Genomic DNA, 17,584 nt, shown 5'->3' on the forward strand with positions numbered 1-17,584 from the left:
CCTAATTGTAGCTCAGCTCGACTTGGGTTTCGAGGTAGGCACAAAGCGCTTCAAACCCCATTTGCGTTTGCCGTTTGAGGGGTGCGACACGTTTGACGGCCGATTTGACGGACTTGTCCCGCATCTTTTCCGAAGAGGTCTTGAGTATTCTCGCCATCTTTTCCTGGTCGATGTCATAGGCCATGGTGACATGGTGCAAAAGGGCTCCAGGACCGCCGTTTTCCGGCGAAAAATAGCGCTGTGCCGCCCCGGCGATCTTGCCTTGCGCACAGGAGACATCGTTCGTCCCGCTGAAGAACGCGTCTATGCCCAATCCGCGCAACGCATCGAGCAGCCACTGGTCGCAAAGACGGAACGATTCATCGACGCTGAGCCCTTTGACAAAGCCCTTCGTCGCATAGAGCGAGTAGGTGATCGCCTTACCTGGTTCGACGAACATCGCGCCCCCGCCGGTGCTGCGGCGGACGACGTCAAAGCCCTCGCGCCGCGCGGTTTCAACATTCACTTCACTTGCGATCGACTGAAATCTGCCGACTACCACGGCCGGCCCGCCCCATCGCCAGAACCGCAGTGTCGCAGACCTCTTGCCGGAGGCGACCTGTCTGCCCCAACGATCGTCGACATCCATTTGCTCGGCTGGATTACGGGCGATGTCACGCACCACGACCGGGCGCAACAGACTCCAACGCTTTCGACAGCGTTGATGAAAAGCGTCATTATTTGACGTCAATATGTCTGAAACGTCAAGCGCCCCAACATTTGCGGAAATTGAACGGCCCGTTTCGTTTGAAGAACCGTTCGTTCCCTGCCGCAGCGCACGCTTAAAGGCCGTGGATATCGCAACGCCATCGACACCCACCAATTGCACCGTGGGGTACGCCCGAAACACCGGTGCCAATGGATTGCCGCCAATCAAGGCACGACCGATATCCGCGAGCATGACGTGAGCGGCATCATCCTCGCCAAGAACGAAGAAATCGCCGTCAATGGCGCAGGACACGGGGTTGCCGCCTGCGTCGACCACCACGTCGACTCCGACCAATTTGCCGCCGGGGGTCTTGTATTCGCCACGCATAACATCACCATATCAAAACGCGGTGCGAACAGCGTCACAAAACGTTGCGGGCACCGCAATCAAAACATCATGGGTATCCGCCTACCCGACCAGAGCGGGCAGGCGGATGATGAACGGCGTCATTCGCGCAGTTCGACGCCTTTGGCATCCCGGTGCCAAGGCGAACCATAGTTCGAGCTCAAAATGAGCACGCCTTCGATAAGACCCCAGATGAAGGACGCGATGGGTCCCAACCCCAGGAAAGGCCATCCGAGCAAGGTAAGCAACAGCTGAGCCACGGCTTTACCATAAAAACCGAGGTAGAAATTGTGGACGCCGAGGCATCCCAGGAAAATCCCCAAAAACCCTGCCGCGATCTTGTTGCGGGGCTGATAGCCATACGGCAGGAACCGGGACTGGCCATATTGCGGAGCATACGGCTGGCCCTGCGGATAGCCGGGCTGACCGGAATATGGCTGGTAGTAGTTGGACCAATACTCATACCCCGTCTGGCCGGGCTGACCATACTGAGACTGGGCGTAACCGGATTGGCGATAACTCGACTGTTCAGATTCCTGTTGGGAGTAACCCGATTGGCTGTAATTGGGCTGACCATACTGGGACTGACCATAAGCCGGCTGCTGCTGGGACTGGCCGAACTGGCCATAATCAGGCTGCACATGGTGCTGCTCGGCACCGTTTTGACCGTAATCTGGCTGTCCACCACTGCCTGAGCCATAGCCCTGACCCTGCTCCTGGTACTGTCCGTAAGACGCCTGGTACTGCCCCTGCGGGTTGTAGGAACCCTGCGAAGATTGCGACTCGGACGGCCTGCCTTGGGGATCTGATGCATTGTTCATGCTCTTAAGCGTAGTCCAAACGATTGATTCGGCTATGCAAAAATGCTGAAAATTGACTGAAAATAAATGAGCAGCAGTGCAGGCGGAAATATGGATCGGGTGTCTTCCGTCATGGAGGACACCCGATTCATGAAGCAGGCTTAAACACCTACTAATGACACCTACTAATGGCTTAAGTCAGTTCACGATGGTCCCGAGACCTACAGCCTTGCCAGAATGCCGCGTCCGACTTCGGCCGTGGTGCGCTGCTTCTGCGCGTTTTCGGCGATATCGGACTCGACGACATCTTCGATATGTTTGGCCGGCTCGTCCATGCCGAGGTGACGCAGCAGCATCGCGGTGGAGAGGATGGTGGCGGTCGGATTGGCGATGCCCTTGCCCGCGATGTCGGGAGCAGAGCCGTGGATGGGCTCGAACATCGAGGGGTATTCATTGCTCGCGTTGATGCAGCCTGACGCGGAATAGCCGACGCCGCCGACCACGGCACCAGCCTCGTCGGTGATGATGTCGCCGAAGAGGTTGTCGGTCAGGATGACGTCAAAGCGGCTCGGATCGGTGACCATGAAGATGGTGGTCGCGTCGATGTGCAGGTAGTCGTGGCTGACCTCGGGGTATTCCCTGCCCACTTCGTCGACGATGCGCTGCCACATGTCGCCCGCGTTGATCAGCACGTTCTTCTTGTGAACGAGGGTGACGTGCTTCTTGCGCTTCATCGCCAGGTCGAAGGCGTAGCGTACCACGCGCCCGACGCCGTAAGCGGTGTTGAGGCTGACCTCGGTGGCCACCTCATGCTTGGTGCCCTTGCGGATGTCGCCGCCGGCGCCACAGTAGAGGCCTTCAGTGCCTTCGCGTACCACGACGAAATCGATATCACCGGGATTCTTCAGCGGGGATTCGACGCCCTTGTACAGCTTGGACGGGCGCAGGTTGACGTATTGGTCGAGATCGAAACGCAGCTTCAACAACAAACCGCGCTCAAGCAAGCCGGCCGGTACATCGAGCCGAGGGTCGCCGATGGCCCCCAGCAGAATGGCGTCGGTCTTCTTGATTCGCTCGAGATCCTCGTCGGGCAGCACCGCCCCATCACGCACATAACGTTGGGAGCCAAGATCGAATTCCTCGTACTCGAAGTCGGCCACGCCTTGCGTAGCCTTCTCCATGACCTCTTGTGCCGGCGGAATGATTTCCTTGCCGATGCCGTCACCGGGGATGACGGCGATATGATATGTCTTTTTAGTGTTCATAGCCGCGAGATTAGTCCCGAATTCGGCACTGTCCACTATTCGGTCCGGTAAATGGACATTCTTCCCGTCTTCATTCCTCCATTTATAGACCTCTTGGCGCACCAAGAACCCCTTTTAACGACAATTGACCCCTCAATCTCATTATTTTGGCCTACTTGGCGCGCCAAGAGGGCCATTTTTGCAACAATCCCCACCCAATCTTGCGATTTTGACCCTCTTGGCGCACCAAGAACCCCTGATTTCGCAACAATTGACACTCGATCTCGCGATTTTCGCACCGCTAAAAGCATCCGCATACATTCCCTTTCAAACCAACTCCGAAAGCATGAACTGCCTGTCTACGTATATACGAAACGTTGGTATGCTTGGGGCAGGTTTGGGTCGGCACGAAACCGACAAGGGTGAAGGGCGGAGGAATCATGGAATTCGAAGCCAGTGATTTGGCTTGCGCAGTGCCGGATGCGCACGACACCGGTGGTGAAAAACAAATCTTTTCCGGCTTGTCAATCAGCCTAAACACCGGCGAGATCGTGGATCTCGTAGGTCCTTCCGGTTCCGGCAAAAGCATGCTGCTCACCACTCTGGCCGCATTGAACCCTTACGGCCACGGGAAAATGAGCATTGACGACGAAAAATACAGCCAGACGACACCGCAATTGTGGAGACGGAAGGTGATGTATCTGCCGCAACGGCCCACGCTCGGTTCGGGTTCGGTACGTGATGCGATTTATTTCCCGTTCACGCTGCTGGTATTCAAAAAAGCCACGGCACAAAGCGGAAACGTTACGGCACCGGCCGATGCCGACATCCGCAAAAGCCTTGACGAACTGGGACTTCGCGATGTGGAGCTCGACCGGCCGGCGCAGGACCTTTCGGTAGGCCAGCAGGCGCGGGTCTGCCTGTTGCGAAGCGTGCTGACCAACCCCGAAGTACTGCTTTGCGACGAGGTGGACGCCGGCTTGGATGAGGCGAGCGCGGAGCTTGTCTCGTACATGCTGCATCAGTGCTCTCAAAACGGGATGATTATCCTTCGTGTTCGCCACCACGGTTCCGACGGTCTGGCCGTGCGCACTCTGCAACTCGCAGACGGGGTGTTGAGCGAGATCACGGCACCGCAAGGCAACGACGGAGAGAGGCAGAAATAATGACGATGATTTCTGCAAGCCACATTATTGACGGACGGCAAACCCTTCAAAGGCGTTTCACCACAAAACAGCAGACGGAGAAAGCAGCCATGACGGCAATTCTTTCCGGCCACACGCTCAGCGGACAACGAGCTCGGCAGAATTGTCTTGACACAAAACCTTGCCAAACTTGCCAAGGAGGAGAGACACAATGATGATTCCAACATTCCCCACGGCTTCAATCACTTCCGGCACCATCACCACGGCCGTCACCGCACATCAGGGCGTTTATACCATCGACGCGCTCGGGCTTACGGTCACGCTGGTTCTGGTGGCGGTTTCCGCGCTGGTCGCCTATCTGCTCAAGTTGGACGTCGGCGGCAAGCTCATCTGGGCCGCTATACGCTCGTTCGTTCAGTTGATGGTGATGGGTTTCATCATTACGTATATCATCACCGCCAACAACCCATGGTTCGTGATCGCCGTGATCGCCGTAATGATTCTCGCCGCCGTCGAAATCACCCTGACCCGCACGTCGAACATCCCCCACGGGCTTGCGTTGCCGGTGCTCCTGACACTCGCCGTCACCGCGACCTTCATGGTCTCCGTGGCCACCGAACTCATCATCAAGCCGGACACCTGGTATTCGCCGCAGGTGCTGGTACCGATGGCCGGCATGCTTCTGGGCAACCTCGTTTCCGCCGTGGCGGTGGCGATGAGCCGTTTCTTCTCCGACATGGAGAACCGGCGTTACGAGGTCGAAGCCTACCTGAGCCTCGGCGCCACCCCGTTCGAGGCCGCGCGCCCGTCGATTATGGAAGCGATACGTTTGGGTCTGGTGCCCACAATCTCAAGCCTCGCCTCAAGCGGCATCGTGCTGATTCCCGGAATGATGTCCGGGCAGATCATGGCCGGCGGCAATCCGCTGGAAGCCGCGAAATATCAGTTCGTGATACTTGCCATTATCAGCGCGCTGACCTTGCTTGGCGACACGATGATCATGCTGTTGATCTACCACCGCTGCTTCACCAAGGACGGCCAATACTTCCAGCCGAAGCCGCGCGGCGAAAGCCATCTCTTCGAATGGTTGAAGGTCCACGTCCATCATCACGAAAACAAAGTCAACGCAAAATAACAGTCTCGCAACATGGCTGTGACGATAATTCCGGATTAGACGCTATCCATTATTTTGATTTCGATCTGGAAAATGAACGTCCTTTCTCGCCCTTCTCGCTTATTCGACGGTTCTTGGCGCGCCAAGACCCTCATTTCACGACGATTGACCACCCAATCTCATCATTTCGGGCGTCTTGGTGCACCAAGAAAGCCATTTTCGCAACAATTAACGCTCAATCTCATTATTTTGGCTCTCTTGGTGCACCAAGAGAGCCAAATATTCAACTTTTATCATGAAGTGCAGCGTCGAGAACCATGGGCAGGACTCTGGACCACTCTGAAAAACAACTCAGCGGTCAATTCCCATCACGTTGAGACACCAGGCGTTTTCGTCGCTGACTTCCTGCCACTGCTTGTAACGGCCGGATGTCCCGCCATGGCCGGCTTCGACCTCGATGCGAGCGATGGCGTCCACGCCCTGCGATTGCAGACGCGCAATCCATTTGAGCGGTTCCACATAGAGCACGCGGGTGTCGTTGAGCGAGGTGGTGGCGAAAATCTTCGGGTACCACACGGCAGCATTATCAGAAGCATGATTGTCAGAGACATGGTCATCAGAAACATGGTCACCGGCGTCTCGGTTTTCGGTTTTCTGATTTGCCGCGCTCTGATTCTGCAACGGCTGCTGAGGTTGCTCATCTCCCTGCCAATGCCCGAACGGCGCGTTTTCGTAGGGAGAATACGATTTCATATACTCGTAAACGGTCTTGTCGTGAAGAGGGTCGCCCCACTCGTCCCATTCCGTGACCGTCAACGGCAGCGACGGGTCGAGGATCGAGGTGAGCGCGTCCACGAATGGCACATCGGCTTCAATTCCCGCGTAACATTGCGGAGCTATATTCGCCACAGCCCCCATCAACAGGCCGCCGGCCGAACCGCCATTGGCAACCGTACGTTCGGGGTCGGCCAGTCCGACCTGCTGCAAGGCTTTGGTGGCATCGACAAAATCCTCAAACGTATGACGTTTGTTGAGCCTTCGCCCCTGTTCGTACCACGCGCGGCCCATCTCGCCACCACCACGCACGTGCACCACGGCATAGAGCACGCCACGGTCGAGCATGCTCACGCGCGCCACCGAGAAGCCAGGATCGTTGTTGGACTCGTAGGCGCCGTAACCGGTAATGAACATCGGGCCACCGGCGCAAAGCCCACCATTGCCTTGTTGTGAAGCATTGCCCAATGCCGGGGCGAGTACGTCGCCCACTACACCCGTCTCAGTGACGTTGCCCAGGGCCGGGTTCCGCGCATCGGCAATCGCGGCGCTCGCCTCAGTTGCGTCGCCTCGCACATCACCGTTTCGATTCGATACGCCATTGCCAGCCGAAACAGAATCAGACGGCATCGGTGAGGGCATAGGATCATCCGCAGCATCCAGCATATCGAGGCCGCTCAAATCGTCATCCAGAGCCGTCATGGACTCGCAACGATCCGGCCTCCAGACCAGCGAAACCGGCACCAGCTCGCCGTCGCGAACCCGCACCCAGATGCGCCGCTCGCGGTAATCGACAGCATTGAACCCGCCATGCACCTTCGCACGCTTCAGCAACCTGCTTGCACCGGTGGCCACGTCAAGCTCGCGCAGCTGGCCAGGTTGTGTATAGCTCGAGAACGAATAGCGCATGCGCGGCACGTCGTAGGACGGGTTGCCGCCCGCCCCGATAGAGTACAGATGTTCGTCATCAGACGTGCTGCCATCATGGATGTCCCGCATGGACTTCACATTGTCATACGAACTGCTATTCCCGGAATCTTCGGCTTCTTGCGAATTCGTTTCATTGTCAAGTCCATTTCGCCGTTCGTCTGTGCCGCCGATGTCCGGTTTCAGCTCACGAAACCGCCAAGGCCGGTGTGCCAGGAAGTCCTCCAACGCTTCGTTCTTGGTCATCACCGCAACATGCGGCAGGCTGTCCTTGCGATAGCTCAGCACCACAAAGTTGCGATACATTGCGATACCTTCGATACCAAGCCCACGGGAGCCTTGCAATATGGTCGGGTTCGCTATACTCCAATAAGGAGTATCCACACGCTTGCCGGAAGCTCCCGTTTCCACAAGATTGCCGTGTTCGCAGCCATAAGGCGACCCTTGCGCGACAACCACTCCTTCGCCAAGTTGATATGGTGGCTCATGCAACTTAAGATCGAGCACATCCACTTCGAAATTGGGGTTTCTCGCGTTGTGATAGACCAAAGCCAATGGAACATCGCCCCCGCCGACGCCACCGCCCTCGAACCGCGCGAAACTGACATCGTATTCAACGCCTTCCCGCCGCGGGATGAAGGCGCGGAATTCACCTTCCGGCTGGTCCACCGGCAGCATCAGCACTTCGCTGGTGGTTTTGGACGAGGAACCGATGACCACGTTACGCTCATCAAAGCTCATCCCCACACCGACCCAGAACCGCTCATCGTCATCACGGAAGACTTCGACGTCATCGTCAACCGGCGTACCGACCTGGTGCCGGCGAACCGCATACGGCCGCCATGAAGGGTCAAGCACGGTATAGAACACCCACTTGCCGTCAGGGGTGAAACACGCTTCCGAAATGCCCTTGAACACTTCAGGCAGTTCATGGCCGTCTTCAAGGCTGCGGATGCGGTAATCATAACGTTCGCTGCCGGCAGTGTCGACACCGTAGAGCAACCAGCGCCCGTCACGGGTCAGGTCAAGCCCGCCCAGACGGAAGAAGTCATGACCTTTCGCCTCAATGTTCGGGTCAAAGACGACCTGCTCCCCCGGCATCGAGCCAGGTGCATCGTCCGCGCTGATTTGCGGCGGATCCCAATCATCGGGACCGGCAATCGGCAGGCGGCATTGCACGCCATATTGCAGGCCTTCCTGGGTCCTTACGAAATACCAATACCCATCCATTCGTGTCGGCAATGACATATCCGTCTCGTCGACGCGCGACTTGAGCTCTTCGAAAAGCTTGTGCTTCAAGCCGTCGAAACCGGCCGCACGCGCCTTGTAATACTCATTTTCCTCACGCACGAACCGCTGCAGCTCCGGTGAGTTCTTGTCACGCATCCACTCGTAGGGGTCGACGAAGGTGTCGCCGTGCGCCGTGCGTGCGTGCGGCTCGCACTTGGCCTGCGGAACAGGCGGAATTGCACTGGTTTGCGGGGACGTCGTCATGGGGTTCGTTTCGTCAATCATAAGCATCAAGACTATACTCAGCGAGCGAATTACGGCAAGTGCCGACTGTCGTATCGACCTATTTGATCCCCAGCTCGTTGCGCAGATACGGCAGCATCGTTTTCATGATGTTCGCGCCCGTGGTACCGGTGAAGACAGGCACATCGGTGACCGGCATCGGCTGGGTGGCCGTCAGCCCCGCGACCTCGGCCAAAGCCGAAGACTCGTGCGGGCTCAACTCGCGGATGGCGATGGCCAGCACACGACCGGGATGACGACGTGCGATGGTGGCGTAGGTCACCGGATCTTTCTGCCCGTCATCGCCGATGAGGATGAACTTCATATCCGGGAAATCCTCCATCAGCTGCTCGGCGAACTCGAGTTTGTGCTCGACTCCGGAAGGAATGAAGGTTTTTGGCCGTGGGTCAAGGTCACGCAACAGCAGCGGACCGGCAGGATAGCCTTGTTCGGCGATGAAATTACGGATCGAGCTTTCGACGTTCCACGGCGAGGTCGACAGATAGAAGAACGGCGCATCCGGCATCATATCGGCCAGCCTGGTGAACAGGGCGCTCATTCCGGGCACGGTGCTGCGTTTTTTGGGGTTGAGCAGCAGCAGGTTGTAGGCGGCCTTCACCGGGCTTGGCGCCTGCGTGACCATGATGGTGTCGTCGACGTCGGTGATGATGCCCACTTTCGCGCCGGCAGGCACCACGAACAGTTCGGAAGTCACCCTCCTGCGTCTGGCCACCTGATACGAGACCAGATGGATGCCCGGCGTATTCCCCCGTTCGGCAACAAGGTCGAGGTAGCCGGCGCTGTCGGACATGGCATATTGGGAACTGGTTTTCCTTGATGAATCGTACGGATCATAGACTTCGGAGACCCCGATCTGCACCTGGTTGACCGGCACCCCATCAATCTCGATTTTGACCCGTACTCCGGCCGCCGGTACCGCAAGCATGCCACGGATGCCACGCATCAGTTCGCCGGAACGGGAGCCGCCCGGCGCCATCACTGTTCGACAGACCAGCCGCGCATAATCGTCGGTGCCATAACCCGCGTATGGTTCGACCTTCGGGTACCAGCCCCACTTGCGCACCAACTTGGTCGAGAATCGGGTCCACGCGCCGAATCCCTGGGTAATCGCCCTTCTCGTGCCTTGGACCCAAGGACCGCTTACCCTCGGCTGTCTGATTTCGGTGGAAGGAGAATCAAACGAGGTGGAGGCGCGGTGTACCTGAATCGGCACGGTGGGCATGTCGCCGGCCCGTGGCGGTGCCTCGCGCTGGTTCATCCGTCTGCGTGCCATCTGTCTCCGTTCGCTCGTAGTTAATTATGCCTATGCGTTCTTATAAACGTACATCTGTCGTCTGCTGATGGTGCGTTCATCGGAATGCCACGCCCTATTGCGTTTCGTGTTCCGTCCACAGAGGATTTGTCACCAGCGCTTTCATGCATCCCGACTGGCGCAAATCCCTATCCTCGAAAGCTTTCATTGCGCATGCTTGACCATCGCGGCGTACTGTTCGGCGTCCATCAGCTCGGGTTCGTCGTCATCCATTTCGATTTTGAGAATCCAGCCTTCGCCGTACGGGTCATTGTTGATGACCTGCGGATCGTCGGCAACCGCTTGGTTGACGTATTTGACGGTGCCTTCAACCGGTGCGATAAGGTTCTGCACGGTTTTGGCGCTTTCCATTTCGACGATCTCGTCTCCGGCACGCACCGGGGTGTCCGTCTCGGGCAGGTCGACGTAGACGATTTCACCCATTTGCGAGGTGGCGTACTCGGTGATGCCGATGACGGCCAGTCCCTCCTCGTCATCGACCCACACGTGGTCACCCGAATATTGCAGATGATCCGGCACATCCAAGGAAGCCGGTTTGCCGCTTACCGTGCCCGCCTCAACGGAATCGTCGACTACGTTCTCGTCGGTCTGGTCAAAATTATTGCTATTGTTTTCGCTCATACTGCCAGATTACAGCATCGCGTGCTCGTTTGTCTTGCTTGCCGCGAAACCGATTTCAGACAAGCCAAAATCCTTCAAATCCGATATCTTCCGGTAGCCGTCATTGCCATCGTCTTCTGACACCTGCCGCTTGTTCCAGTACGATTACCTCCGAATAAAATCCCGTATTTACGCAAGCCCTACAGTCAACATAAAAGACACCTTGCTCGAAAGAACCGAACAAAGTGCCTTAATAAAAACCGCTTATCGAATACGGATACTCACCGTACCGGCGCACTGGGCTGATTGCCGACCACCTGCACCAGCGATCCGCGTGGGCAATTGTCGTAGATCCATTTCGCGTCGTTGACGTTCATGTTGACGCAACCATGCGATCCGTGACCGGCCGGGTCACCGGTGCCGATGCCGGTCGGGTTCCAAGGAGCGCCGTGGAAGCCCTGTCCGCCGTTGAAATAGCTGACCCATTGCACGCCCGGGGTCACATAGCCCGGCCCACGCATGGTCTGTGTGTCGTAACGGATGTTGATGACGTAGGTTCCCGGCGTCGTCTCGTATCCGGGTTTGCCGGTGCACACCGGGAAGGACTGCACCTGCTGGTCGTTCTTGAAGACCGTGGCGGTCTGTGTCGACCTGTCGACGACGATGCGCATTTCCGGCTTCTGTTGCTGCACGTCAAATTTGGTGACATCCGCCGCGGCCTGAATGGTGGCGGGTTGCGAGTTGGAAAGGGCGCTGTAGACCTGATCGGCCACTGCACTGCCGTCCTTGACCTTGACGCCGTTGACGCCCTTGGTCATGGTGAGCAACACCTTGCCCGTACTGTCAACGATGTCCTGCTGGCTGACCATGTCCTGATTGAGCTCTTTGGGCATTTCGGCGTTGAGGTAATTGATGATGGCGGTTTTGTCGATGTCGAGCTTGATGGTTCCCTTTTCGAGGTCGACATTCGGCTTGATCCAGGAAGCCAGTTGCGTAGCGGACACCTCGAACTTGCTGGCGTCGCCGTTGTTGATGACGATCTTATTGGCCAACAGCTTGTTGGCGGCATCGGCTGCGGACTGCGCGTTGCTTTGCGAGACGGGAGCATCGATGGTTTTGTAGCTGATCTGGACGGACTTGACCTGGCCCGGATCGGCAATCAGGGTATTCACGGAATTCTTGACCCCGCTCATTTCCGGTGAACGGCCGCCGTGCCCGGCATTGGCGACGAATTTTTTTGCGTTGCCATCATACGCCACACTCGAAGGAACGGCCTTATCGCCGTCCTGCACGAATGTGTTGGTCAGGTAGGTGTCAATAGGCAGATCGGTGACGCTCGCGACCAGTTTGACATCGGTCTTCGAGAATGGCGAAACGCGAGACGCGCCATTACCCTTGGCGGCCAACAGATCCTGCACCGTCTTGTCGGTATCGACGTTCACGCCCAGGTCCTTGAATCCGGCAGTGGCTTTCTTGCCTTGCCCGTCGGTGATGATGACCTTCGAGTTCTGGACTTCGTGGTCAACAGTCTGCTTGAGCTGAGCCGCATTCTGACCTGCCACGGCAACATTTCCCAGACGCACTCCAGGTGCAGCCTTGTCTTTGTAGTACATACGGGCACCAAAGAACGACGCCACAAGCGCGACGATAAGCACTGCGAGCACCACAGCGGCGATGATAACACCAAGATGGCGCTTTGCATGCCGCTTAGGTTTTGCATGGGCGCCAACACCGAGCGCCGCCATATCGGCTTGACTGAACTCGCCCGTCAACGCCTCCGGCTCAGTACCGCTACTGATCATGTTGTCCATTACTTCCTCCAGATACCCTTCTCAGCGTACTGAATTAATAGAATATCCCAAAGATATGACGTGCGGTAATGCCCAAAGCGATAAACGAAGGCCATCTTCCATATAGCGAAAAACGAAACGCCCATACAGTTAATCGATGCCTATCTAAATATTTTTCTTGGCAGACGCGCCGATTCTTCGCATTACAGCTTCTGTCCGTACCACTCTTCGATCATGTACCGCGCGATGGTCGCCTTACCGGGTTGCACTACCTGCCCTTTGGTCAGGGCATCAGCAAATTCATCACGGGTGAAGAATCTGGCATCGACGGTTTCACTCCTGTCGACGTCGACATCGATGCTGAGCGCACGGGCCTTGAACGCGACCATCAGTGAAGCTGGGAATGGCCAAGGTTGGGAGCCAAGGTACTTGATTTCTCCCAAGTCAAGCCCATCCTCTTCGCTCGCCTCGCGTCTGCAGGCATGTTCGAGGTTTTCTCCCGCTTCGACGAACCCTGCGCACACCGAGTACAATCCCGGATTGGCCCAGGCCTTGTTGTGCTGGAGTAGCAGCCGGTCCTGTCCGTCGACAATCGAGGTGATGACGGCCGGTTCGATGCGCGGGAAAAGCAGTGAATGATGGACCTTGCAACGTTCGTTGCCACACTGCTGGGCCCATCCCGACATGGCCAGGCGCACCGGCGACCCGCAGCACGGGCAGTATTTCTGGTTGGCATGCCAGTTGCTCAATGCCACCGCCGTGGTCGCCTGACCTGTCTCACGGGCCGAAGCATGGGGCGCAAATCCCAAAAGCGACACCCAATCGAAACGTTCGAGGGCCCGTTCAAGCACATGGTTTTGCATGGGCTTATTGTTTGGAATCGACGCGGAACCAGGCCGACGTTCAGTATTTTTTTCGGTGGTTTCACGGGCACCGCCGCCTGTAACCGATTCCCGTCCTTCATCAACGGTTTCAGCCGTGATATCAGATTTGCCATTGGCTACATCAGCCCCCACACCGTTCGCAAATCCTGAGACATCCAGAGCCACGACGGCCTGAGGATGGTCGCTGCCGACGCCGTAGCTGCCGAGGAACATGGGAATAAGACCAAGCTTGCCTGCAATTTGGTTCACGGATTCATAATCGTCTTGATAATTGCCTTTCGAGGAACTCTCGTTCGTCGGCCTTGGTGAACCATCCAACTCGCCACCAGACTCCCCCGCAAGCGCACGCAAGACATATTCCCCCGGCACACCGGCCAAGCGTATTTTCGCGGTTTCATAATCGACCCGCGCCGCCTGTCCGTCGGGTACCGCCACAAGTCCGTCACGCACGAAAACAACCGTCGTACCCGGCTGCCCCAGTACCTCGGCAATCAGATTCGGATTGCTTCTGCGCTCGGTCTGATAGTCGATGTCACCCTGTGCCAACGGCAGAAACGGCAAGACCTGCGTCAATGCCAACGATGAAAACGAAGCGACCATATTGAACCTCTTTATATACGCTCAGCTTCTTGCAATCCCTACGTTACGCCGATACATCAAGGCAGGATTTCCTGAAAAACGAGCAGATGCAATGATTGATACCTTATTTATTATTCGATATTAATTATCTTACGATAATTCAGACAGCCTGTACACGTTCGACCAAGTCGAGCAATGCATTCGCGACGATATCGGGATGTTCGACGGCACTGAAATGGCCGCAATCCGGAATCGCAGTAAACGCCACGTCCGTAGCGGTCATCGCCTCGGCAATCGGCCGCATCTTTTCGGGCGGACTCGAAGGATCGTTTTCCCCGCTGACAATCGCCGCTGGAACGCTAATGTGCGCCAACTGATCGGTGGTGTCCACGCGGCCGGCGGCCATGCGCTCGCGCCAAGCCAGACCTTCGGGGCGCTGGTCATGAATCCATCCGGTTAGCAGGTCTTGGAATTGCTGGCTTTGCTTCACGGTCGAATCACCGGATTGTGGACGCGCAAAATGCATCACCGGTTCGACGGTGTTGTCCTCCTCGCAGGTTTTCGCGATATTGAGCCGATTCGCGCGGGCCTCATGGCTATCCGCGATAGTAGTGGTGTCGCACAAGGCCAGACCTGCAACGGTTTGCGCAAACAGCCGCTGAATATCCATCGCTATGTAGCCGCCCATCGAAAGCCCTACCCAAACGGCCTTTTCATGGCCAGTTATATGCAGCATGGAAACGTAGGCTTCGGCCAGTTTGTCCATCGCCTCGGCATAGGCGCCGTCATCGGCAACCGCTCCAGTGGTCTGCTCGTCAGGAATCGAGGCATCGCCGGCACCCGGCGTATCCGGTGCCCAAATCGGGAACGGCGCCACCCCGCGCTCATCGCCCAGCCTGATCAGGCTCGCGGCGCACTCGTTCCACATCCTTGCGTCCACCGGAAAGGCATGCAGCAGAATCAGCGGAACGCCTGCCCCGGAACGATAGACCTTGTTATTAATGCGAATATTCATGCTGTTCTTTCCTGCCGAACCCCGGAATCGGAGTCGCAAGTTTTTTACTTTGCAATATTTTCTGCTTAAATCAACAAACACAAGCCAGCAAAGACGTCATCCAAAAATGTCGGACGCCAACAACGTCGCCGGCTGCCGCTTTATCAGACGTCTATTCGCCTACACCGGCCCATGCCAGCGCACGGCGTACGATCTGGCCGTGTCCGCCGGACATCTGGGCGATGAACGTGTCAAGCTGCTTGCTATCCACATCACACCACTCCACGTCCAACGCCGGGTCGAGCGGCTTGCAATCGCCGGAAATCTGGACCACGTAGCACAGCGCGATGGCGTGCTGGCGCGGGTCGTAGAATTCGGAGATGCCGGGCGTCGGGAAGAATTCCGCCACCGTGAAGGGCTGCAGGCTCGCCGGCAGGATCGGCAAGGCGAGGTCGCCCAGATCCTTGGCAATATTGCGCGCGATGGCCTCGCGGATGGTCTCATGGAAAAGGATACGGCCGGTAATCAGCGTACGTTCCACGGAACCGCTGTCACGCACGCGCAGAAGCGAGCCAACCTCGGCAACGCGGCCCATCTCGTCGGTGCGCACCGGCACCACTTCGGCGTAGACGATAGGCAACTTGGCGCGTGCCTCGTCGATATCATGCGGCGAAAGCCAACCCGGAGGATTGCCATTGCTGCCTCCGCGCACGAAGTCCTCCGGCGTGATGCCGTCGAACTCGCCACGACGACGCCCAGCATCGAAATCGCCCTCGTCGGGCACTTCATCATTTAAGACTGCCATGGCTCCATTATCGTGTTACTGGGTGACGAATGCGCGAAACGACCGGCCTTTTCGTCACCGGCTTACCAATGTTGGGGTTTACTGCGAGACTTGATATTACATCGGATTCGCGGGCGTCAGACAATCGCAGCCGGATTCGATACAGCGGACAAACGAAAGGAGCCATGATTATGGCAACGCAGACTTTGACGGCAAAGAACTTTGAAGAGACCATCACCAACAACGACCTTGTGTTCGTTGACTTCTGGGCCACCTGGTGCGGCCCGTGCAAGGCGTTCGGACCTGTGTACGAAAAGGCCAGCGAGGCCAACCCCGACATCGTCTTCGGCAAAGTCGATATCGACCAGAACCAGGATCTTGCCACGGCGGCCGAGATCCAGGCCGTTCCCACGCTGATGATCGCCAAGAAGGGACAGATCATCTTCAAGCAGGCGGGTGCACTGCGCGCCTCCGACCTTGACGAGGTCATCAAGCAGGCCCGCGCCCTTGATGTCAACGCCAAGGAAAGTGCCAACGCCTGAGACCTGAACTAGGGAAATGCTTAAGCCTTTGAGGACTTCGGTCTGACCGCTTAGGCAATTTCCAAACCTCGTTCTTACAAAGCGATATGCCGATAGCCGACAGTGTTTGGCTATCGGCATATTCATTGCCTGAGCGCCGGAATAGTGGGATTCCAAGACGTCATACAAAAATGGCATGTGGCCGATACCGGCCTTTTTGTCACCGATTCGGAAGATTTTTCATACCAATGCGTTATAATTATGGTTGTTTTGTGATGTAGTGATGTACCCGCCACGGCGGATAGAGAAAGTTGCGGCGTTGCATCCCGCACGCAAGAGACGTGCGAAAGAGATTTGAAGAGTTGAGAGTTGAACGGCGCGTATGTTGTTGACGCGCCAGGAACTGTAGGACTACCTAGGAGCATTTAAGGCAAATGGCTAAGGCTAACCACCGTAAGCAAACCAAGACCTTGAGGTCGCTGAGCAAACGCCAGTGGCTGAAGATCGCGGCCGGCGCAGCAGCGGTTGTGGCATTAGTGGGCGGCAGCGCAATCGCCGTCCATTCCCATGATGCACGGCAGGATTCCCTCACCCGTGTCACTTCGTATTCGGCCACCGACAGCAACGCGCTCAGCGTCTCCCGTGGTACGGATCGTGAAGACCTGCGCGGCGGCAAGAGCGGCGACACCTACGTCACCGTCAAGATCAACGGCAAGAACCGCGCCGTGGTCGGCTCACACTTCACCGACGTCAAGTCCGTCCTCGATCAGGGTGACATCACCTTGGAGACCGGCGACGTCGTCAAGCCCGACCTCAAGGCAAAGGTCAACGAATCCACCGTCATCACCATCGAACGTGCCGACGCGAATCTCGAAACTTCCGACGCTCCCATTGGTTTCAACGTCGTAACCAAGGAAACGTCCGATCTGCCCAAGGGCCAGCAGAAGGTTCAGTCCGAGGGCCAGGAAGGTGTGATGGAGACCACGAGCCTCGTCACCAAGGCCGGCGACAAGACCATCTCATCCAACGTGTTTACTTCATTCGTCAAGCAAGCTCCTGTCGACAAGGTCATCCTTGTAGGCACCGGCTCCAATTCGACCGTTTCCAGCGCTGCTGCGAATATCGGTTCCACCGTCCCTGTCGGCGAGATGCAGCAGTGGGCGCATGACTATCTGCTTTCCACCGGCGGCTCCGAAGCCGACTTCACCGCCACCGTCTACATCATCAGCCACGAATCCGGCTGGCGCGTCAACGCACAGAATCCTTCTGGCGCCTATGGCCTGCCACAGGCATTGCCCGGCAGCAAGATGGCGAGCGCCGGCGGCGACTGGGCCACCAACTACCAGACGCAGCTCAAGTGGTTCTGGGGTTATTGTGCCCGCTACGGCGGCGTGCAGGGCGCCTACGCCCATTGGCAAAGTGCTCACAGCTACTAAATCGTCTTATTAGAAACGATGAATGGGGCCACACCTTAACCGATGTGGCCCCAT

Annotated in this window: 14 protein-coding genes; 4 read left to right on the forward strand and 10 right to left on the reverse strand. The window is 57.1% G+C overall.

Translation table 11 applies throughout. The features are described 5' to 3' along the window. Nucleotide 1: 1 nt before the first annotated feature. The 3 genes from PT275_RS05530 to PT275_RS05540 all read right to left on the reverse strand — a co-directional run bounded on the left by PT275_RS05530 (nucleotide 2) and on the right by PT275_RS05540 (nucleotide 3,158). On the reverse strand, nucleotides 2–1,075 hold the full coding sequence (locus PT275_RS05530) for a lipoate--protein ligase family protein (RefSeq protein ID WP_277153076.1): 1,074 nt from the start codon (nucleotides 1,073–1,075) through the stop codon (nucleotides 2–4). A gap of 119 nt (nucleotides 1,076–1,194) precedes the next feature. After that, nucleotides 1,195–1,914, reverse strand: a complete 720-nt coding sequence (locus tag PT275_RS05535; protein ID WP_277153078.1) for a TM2 domain-containing protein — start codon at nucleotides 1,912–1,914, stop codon at nucleotides 1,195–1,197. A gap of 200 nt (nucleotides 1,915–2,114) precedes the next feature. Further along, a complete protein-coding gene (locus tag PT275_RS05540; RefSeq protein WP_277153080.1) occupies nucleotides 2,115–3,158 on the reverse strand; it encodes a 3-isopropylmalate dehydrogenase in 1,044 nt (347 codons plus the stop codon). A 419-nt stretch (nucleotides 3,159–3,577) separates the two neighbouring features. On the opposite strand from PT275_RS05540, the gene PT275_RS05545 reads away from it, so the two are divergent. Together PT275_RS05545 and fetB are read left to right on the forward strand one after the other, a co-directional pair. Beyond that, nucleotides 3,578–4,303: an ATP-binding cassette domain-containing protein gene (locus tag PT275_RS05545; protein ID WP_277153082.1), complete on the forward strand. Its 726-nt coding sequence runs from the start codon at nucleotides 3,578–3,580 to the stop codon at nucleotides 4,301–4,303. Between the two features lie 190 nt (nucleotides 4,304–4,493). Further along, complete coding sequence (fetB, locus tag PT275_RS05550; protein ID WP_277153084.1) at nucleotides 4,494–5,417, forward strand: iron export ABC transporter permease subunit FetB; 924 nt, start codon at nucleotides 4,494–4,496, stop codon at nucleotides 5,415–5,417. 330 nt (nucleotides 5,418–5,747) lie between these two features. Here the strand turns inward: fetB and PT275_RS05555 are convergent, their stop codons facing one another. The 7 genes from PT275_RS05555 to PT275_RS05585 all read right to left on the reverse strand — a co-directional run bounded on the left by PT275_RS05555 (nucleotide 5,748) and on the right by PT275_RS05585 (nucleotide 15,594). After that, nucleotides 5,748–8,612 (reverse strand): prolyl oligopeptidase family serine peptidase, encoded by a 2,865-nt coding sequence (locus tag PT275_RS05555; RefSeq protein ID WP_277153087.1) that lies wholly within the window; start codon nucleotides 8,610–8,612, stop codon nucleotides 5,748–5,750. Nucleotides 8,613–8,670: 58 nt separating this feature from the next. Beyond that, nucleotides 8,671–9,903, reverse strand: coding sequence for a phosphatase domain-containing protein (locus tag PT275_RS05560; protein WP_277153089.1), 1,233 nt, complete (start codon nucleotides 9,901–9,903; stop codon nucleotides 8,671–8,673). A gap of 183 nt (nucleotides 9,904–10,086) precedes the next feature. Continuing rightward, nucleotides 10,087–10,563: a glycine cleavage system protein GcvH gene (gene gcvH / locus PT275_RS05565; protein WP_277153092.1), complete on the reverse strand. Its 477-nt coding sequence runs from the start codon at nucleotides 10,561–10,563 to the stop codon at nucleotides 10,087–10,089. Nucleotides 10,564–10,823: 260 nt separating this feature from the next. Then, entirely contained in the window at nucleotides 10,824–12,353 is a 1,530-nt protein-coding gene (locus PT275_RS05570) for a L,D-transpeptidase (RefSeq protein ID WP_277153094.1), read from the reverse strand. 182 nt (nucleotides 12,354–12,535) lie between these two features. After that, entirely contained in the window at nucleotides 12,536–13,816 is a 1,281-nt protein-coding gene (gene nudC, locus PT275_RS05575; RefSeq protein WP_277153096.1) for an NAD(+) diphosphatase, read from the reverse strand. Nucleotides 13,817–13,955: 139 nt separating this feature from the next. Continuing rightward, the gene (locus tag PT275_RS05580; protein ID WP_277153098.1) at nucleotides 13,956–14,810 is read right to left on the reverse strand and encodes an alpha/beta hydrolase; all 855 of its coding nucleotides are present in this window, start codon (nucleotides 14,808–14,810) and stop codon (nucleotides 13,956–13,958) included. Between the two features lie 151 nt (nucleotides 14,811–14,961). Beyond that, nucleotides 14,962–15,594, reverse strand: coding sequence for an NUDIX hydrolase family protein (locus PT275_RS05585; protein WP_277153100.1), 633 nt, complete (start codon nucleotides 15,592–15,594; stop codon nucleotides 14,962–14,964). A 170-nt stretch (nucleotides 15,595–15,764) separates the two neighbouring features. Here PT275_RS05585 and trxA point away from each other — a divergent pair, with 170 nt between their 5' ends. Both trxA and PT275_RS05595 read left to right on the forward strand, forming a co-directional pair. Then, entirely contained in the window at nucleotides 15,765–16,115 is a 351-nt protein-coding gene (gene trxA, locus PT275_RS05590; RefSeq protein WP_277153102.1) for a thioredoxin, read from the forward strand. Between the two features lie 413 nt (nucleotides 16,116–16,528). Beyond that, entirely contained in the window at nucleotides 16,529–17,530 is a 1,002-nt protein-coding gene (locus PT275_RS05595; protein WP_277153104.1) for a G5 domain-containing protein, read from the forward strand. Nucleotides 17,531–17,584 lie beyond the last annotated feature (54 nt).

It is taken from the genome of Bifidobacterium sp. ESL0745 (assembly GCF_029433335.1).
Lineage (GTDB): Bacteria > Actinomycetota > Actinomycetes > Actinomycetales > Bifidobacteriaceae > Bifidobacterium.